Below are 5,186 nucleotides of genomic sequence, written 5' to 3' on the forward strand. Positions count from 1 at the left end.
CACTACTGAATCGACATAGACAAAATGAGCACTTATGCAAATATTTGTCTATATTTTTAGTTATAGTTAATTACTCCACTTTATTTATTTTCAGACAGCAACCAATCAAGAGCGTTCATTTTTACAATACCATTATAATTGGCTTCAGTCCCTATGGTGTCTAAGGTAAGTAAATACTTGGGATATGAATCAGAAATTTTCTGTAATGGACGTAACTCTCGGCTTAGTGTCTCCTCATTGAGAGTTTCTAATGCCACCTGATAATAAGTTAAATTCTGTAAAGTATCGACAGCAACAAAATCAATTTCATATTCATCAACCCGCCCTACATAGACCGTATAGCCTCGTCTGACAAGCTCAAGATAAATCACATTTTCTAAAATATGACCTTGATCAGCATTAGCATCAGGCAACATAATGCGGCGCAATCCGACATCAACTAAATAGTATTTTTCAGAGGATTGTAATAACTCACGCCCACGTACTTTAAATTGTGCGGCGCTATAAAATAGCAAACTGTCCTGTAAGCCCTGAATATAGCGTTTTACTGTTTCAAATGAGATTTTAACCCCACTTGAAACAAAGGTATTTTTAATTTTATTGATGGAAATGGGTGAGCCTGTCACGCTTGCCAAATATCTTGCGACACGCTCGAGAGAGTTAATATCGGCCGTATTCAAACGGGGAATAACATCTTTAAACATTACACTGGCATAGACCGCTTGCAAGTAATCATAGGTTTCCTGCTGGCTGGTCATGGCAAGCGTATAGGGGAAACTACTGCGCGTGTACATGGCATACAAATCACGATTGGATAATTGTTGGATGATCGGATTATTTTCAATATGCCACTGTTTAAACTCTTGGAATGACAAGGGTAAAACATGTTGCTCGATATAGCGTCCTGTGAGTAACGTCGCAAGTTCTCCACTCAGAAAGAATGCATTTGAACCTGTAATATATAAATCGATATAATCCCGAACATATAAAGAGTCGACTACTTTTTCAAAATTGGTAACATGTTGTATTTCATCTAAAAAAACATAGTTTTTCTTGCTTTCATCAACTTTTGACAGTACATAATCATGTAGTTTGCGGTAATCGGTAAGTTCTTCAAATTCCATAAATTCAAAGTTGATGGCAATGATGTTTTCGGCTTGTACACCCTGTGCTTTTAAGTCTTGTTGAAACATCGCCAACAAGGTGGATTTTCCAGAGCGACGTACACCTGAAAGCACTTTAATAACATCACGGTTTTGCCATGTATTCAGAAATTTTAAGTAGCTATCACGTCGAATATTAGTTTTTCTCATTGTTTACACTTAAACTCTAAAGTTTTAATTGATTCTATCAAAGTTTAGATACCAAGTGAAAACATATTTAATTACAAAGAAAGTTTCTAGTTCATGTGAGCTATTTAAAATTCTAAACTGCTTTTATAGCAGTTTAGAGACGCTAATCACGACAAGCTCCAAGATACCAGATCTACTCTTTAGACGAAATTTGGTAGGTTTTTTTATCGACGACATAAATCCGAATTCTGTATTTTTGATTATTTTCTATGTCATGTTATGTCATTGCTGCTACGACTTATCTGCTATACAAATTGAGTGAATAGTAAATTGCATATTCCTATGTAAATCTACCCCCTATTCCTATTTGCACCCTACCATTCATTTCTGTTCGTATAAGCCACTAGGCATGCCAAACTCTTGATTAATGGTATCAATATTGATACTATTAATCATTGGCACTATTGAGCATTTAAATGGCAAATCTTGATCAACTTATAGAACAAATGCGGAATAATCCAAAAAATATCCGCTATGTCGATTTACTCAAGGTTTGTAAGCAATATTTTGGTGAACCAAGACAAACAAGTGGTAGTCACACGGTATTTAAAACACCGTAGCAAGGCGATCCTCGTATTAATCTTCAAGATGATAGCGGAAAGGCTAAACCTTATCAGGTTAGGCAAGTATTAGCTGCACTTGATAAACTTAAAACATTGTGAGGTGTCAAATGGATAGCAAACAATTTACTTATCGTGTTACATGGTCAGCAGAAGATAATGAGTATGTTGGTCTATGTGCCGAATTTCCGTCACTGTCTTGGCTCGATGCAGAACAATCTAAAGCATTTTCAGGGATTGTTGATCTTGTTGCTGAAGTTGTAGCAGATATGATCAGCAATAATGAGAAATTACCTGTACCGCTTTCAGAAAAAAAGTATAGCGGACGGTTTGCTGTTCGTGTTCCATCAATGGTTCATCAAAAACTAGCACTTGAAGCTGCGGAGCGTGGTGTGAGTATGAATCGTTTGGTATCGGCAAAATTGGCTATGTAGTTTTATATCTTGATGGTCTACTTGGAATGAGAATGACTGGTAGACCTTGACTTCCTCACCTCCCTAAACGGAGGTGATTCCTACTGCTAGACGCTTAAGCCCAAGCGCAAGTATGTTCTTAGAACTATTTAAATCCCGATCATTGGTATTTAAACAGTTTTCACATTCCCATACTCTTATTCGCAAATCTGCTCTACCTTTCGGACTGCTTGCGGTGATCTCACCACAGCACGAACACATTTGGGTTGTGAAACTTTCGTTGACTTCCTCAAACAATACACTTGCGTTCTCGCATTTATACTTGAGTGAACCGTACCGGGTTTGTCGGAGACTTTTTTATTTAAGTTAGGCCGCCTGACCTAACGGGTTAATCTTATCATAGTACATTGCTTCAAACTCAAAAGGCGATACATAACCCAGTGCACTGTGTACACGCTTTTTATTGAACCAATCTACCCAGTTTAGTGTCGCAAGTTGTACATCTGCTAAACCTTGCCAATCTGCTTTTAAATATTCAATCACCTCTGTTTTGTATAAGCCATTCACCGTTTCAGCCAGAGCATTATCATATGAATCACCAGTTGTACCGACTGATGCTCGTAAATTTGCTGCTTCTAAACGATTGGTATAATGAATGGAAAGATATTGCACACCTCTGTCGGAATGATGAATCACGTTCTTTGGCAAGCCTCGATCATACAATGCTTGCTCAAGTGCATCGAGCACCATGTCTGTATTCATACGTGTTGATACTTTCCATCCAACAATTGCTCGTGAGAACACATCAATAATAAAGGCGGTGTAGACCCAACCTGAATTGGTTTGAATATACGTAAAGTCACTGACCTGAGATACCGTCTTGGTAGTCAATCAATAATTGAACCGCTCTTTCTCTGATTTCAGGGGTATATTTTGGTTTTGTCATCGGGACACTACGCTTCGCTACGTCTTGCGAAGCAATGCTGCTTGTATCTTGATTGATATAGTGATTAGCTACCACTATACGCAAATTGTAGAGTTTGGAATGCTGCTAAAATCTTAAATTTGAACCTGAGATAAAACCTACAATTTGCCCTTATCCCTCATACAACTCTGAACGGTAACTAAGCACTTTGATGCTGTATTCACAAGGTAAGATGATGGTTAATGGGATAAAAATCATAGCTTAAACTCAAGGAATATCACCATGATTATGCTAGGTATTGATGTCAGTAAAACCAAAATAGATTGTTGCATTTTCCCTCAAGGTTGTAAGCGTATTAAAAAGATTGTTTACTTCTGAGTCTAAGGCTGAATACATAGGAAAGTTGTGATTAGTGTAGGTTTCTAAAAACCCATGCCCAAAGGCATCACGTCCAAAATTATTCCCAAATGGTTTATAAACAGGAATGCTATGAGTATTGGATGGAACACTACCAGATAGACGCAAACCATTAATAACTAAATCTTGATCAGCTAAAATATGATTTCCATTTAATTTAATAGAAGCAGGCGCTACATGGATTACACCAACTGCGGAGGAATCAGTCTTTGAAATGGAATATTGATACGCCTTATTAACAAACAAGTTCCCTTGAGAGTGCGCAATCATTATAACTTTATTACCTTCTAGAAGGCTTTGTTGCAAGTCACGCTCATGCTTTAAATATGTTTCTCGTTCTGCAATTGGTGCAGTCAACTTTAATGCTGCAACAATACTATCAACAACCTCTCTTTGAATTAAATCAAAAGCAAATCTAGGTACTGTCGCTATTACGGTTAGAGCGTCGTTAATATGACCAAGCCAAGTTTTTCCGTTATTGTTTTGGAACTGTTGCTTTATTATTTCAGTATATAATTCCCAACGATCACCTATGGTTTCTTCTGAGAATCGTTGATAAAAAGTTTCCACAAAATCAGAGAGGAATTGACTTTTGTTGTACATTACTTAGCTGTTTTCTCATCCGTAAGAACACCATTGAAATAGGCTATAGTTATATCAGACTTGTTGCACAAATCATTTACATCGTCTGTAGCATTAGTGATGCTAGATGCAACCATTAAAAGAGAAATGGCACTCAAATGAATTTTCTTATTCATCGCAGTAATCTCTTTGTGGTATCGTGAACACAAAGCCATCTAAAGCATCACTATATTTGTAATAAGCCTGTAGGCGTTTTTTGGTATTTGTAGTCATATTTCCTATTTCATCAATTACATCGGATGCGTCTATATTCGGGTTATTTTTGAATGTTTTATAAACACAAGTCGTTGCTCTATCAGCTTCATAAGATGATGCTTGTAATTCAACTTCATTCTCTAAATTAACAGCCATTTTTTGCTGACTATTCCTTGCAAATTGTTGAACCGCTTTTTTTTCAATTTCATCTTTATATTTTTGTTCAATATGAGCGTCAATATCATCACGGATGCCATTTTGGTCCTTATCAATCCCTAAAATTGAATCTGTTCTTTCAAGTTTTGGTAATTTCCCTTCATCCTCTAATTTCTGAAAGACTTGCTCTTTTGTCGTTATTTTTTCATTTTGTGGTGCTGAGGAATCATTTTCTCCACCGCAGGCACTTAAAGCTATTAAGCAAAAAGATCCTAATAAAATAGACTTAAACATTATTACCCCTGTTGTTACTCGTATATTTTTCATAAAATTCATACAAGCTTGCTCTAGTATAAATATTGATTTTCTGGATATTTATCAATTTTGATTTTACTTGTATGTTAATTCAGTATGAATGGCAAAAAATTAAAAAAATCAAAAGCTCTCAGGGTAATCCCCCCTAAAAATAATAGGATCTAAAAGTAGAATTTTCTCTTAAGATACGAGCAGGAGATTCTGCATGAAA

General features: G+C 36.3%; 5 protein-coding genes and 2 pseudogenes. 1 reads left to right on the forward strand and 6 read right to left on the reverse strand.

Annotated elements, in window-relative coordinates; all coding sequences use genetic code 11:
* Window positions 1-80: 80 nt before the first annotated feature.
* The gene (locus tag HHA42_RS13070; RefSeq protein ID WP_168418310.1) at window positions 81-1,313 is read right to left on the reverse strand and encodes an ATP-binding protein; all 1,233 of its coding nucleotides are present in this window, start codon (window positions 1,311-1,313) and stop codon (window positions 81-83) included.
* A 709-nt stretch (window positions 1,314-2,022) separates the two neighbouring features.
* Between HHA42_RS13070 and HHA42_RS13080 the strand changes: the two genes are divergently transcribed.
* Window positions 2,023-2,346: a toxin-antitoxin system HicB family antitoxin gene (locus HHA42_RS13080; RefSeq protein WP_063454488.1), complete on the forward strand. Its 324-nt coding sequence runs from the start codon at window positions 2,023-2,025 to the stop codon at window positions 2,344-2,346.
* A gap of 63 nt (window positions 2,347-2,409) precedes the next feature.
* On the opposite strand, the pseudogene HHA42_RS13085 reads toward HHA42_RS13080, so the two are convergent.
* The 5 genes and pseudogenes from HHA42_RS13085 to HHA42_RS13105 form a co-directional block, all read right to left on the reverse strand.
* A pseudogene (locus HHA42_RS13085) lies at window positions 2,410-2,652 on the reverse strand (zinc ribbon domain-containing protein); the annotation flags it as partial.
* Between the two features lie 39 nt (window positions 2,653-2,691).
* Window positions 2,692-3,192, reverse strand: a pseudogene (locus HHA42_RS13090) (IS3 family transposase); the annotation flags it as partial.
* 349 nt (window positions 3,193-3,541) lie between these two features.
* On the reverse strand, window positions 3,542-4,270 hold the full coding sequence (locus tag HHA42_RS13095; RefSeq protein WP_252726334.1) for a hypothetical protein: 729 nt from the start codon (window positions 4,268-4,270) through the stop codon (window positions 3,542-3,544).
* A complete protein-coding gene (locus HHA42_RS13100; RefSeq protein ID WP_168526824.1) occupies window positions 4,270-4,425 on the reverse strand; it encodes a hypothetical protein in 156 nt (51 codons plus the stop codon). The genes HHA42_RS13095 and HHA42_RS13100 overlap by 1 nt, the downstream gene beginning before the upstream one ends.
* Window positions 4,418-4,954 carry a hypothetical protein gene (locus HHA42_RS13105; protein ID WP_168461955.1) on the reverse strand — a complete coding sequence of 179 codons (537 nt, stop codon included), beginning with the start codon at window positions 4,952-4,954 and terminating at the stop codon, window positions 4,418-4,420. The genes HHA42_RS13100 and HHA42_RS13105 overlap by 8 nt, the downstream gene beginning before the upstream one ends.
* Between the last annotated feature and the right edge of the window lie 232 nt (window positions 4,955-5,186).

It is taken from the genome of Acinetobacter sp. A3 (assembly GCF_012371415.1).
Lineage (GTDB): Bacteria > Pseudomonadota > Gammaproteobacteria > Pseudomonadales > Moraxellaceae > Acinetobacter.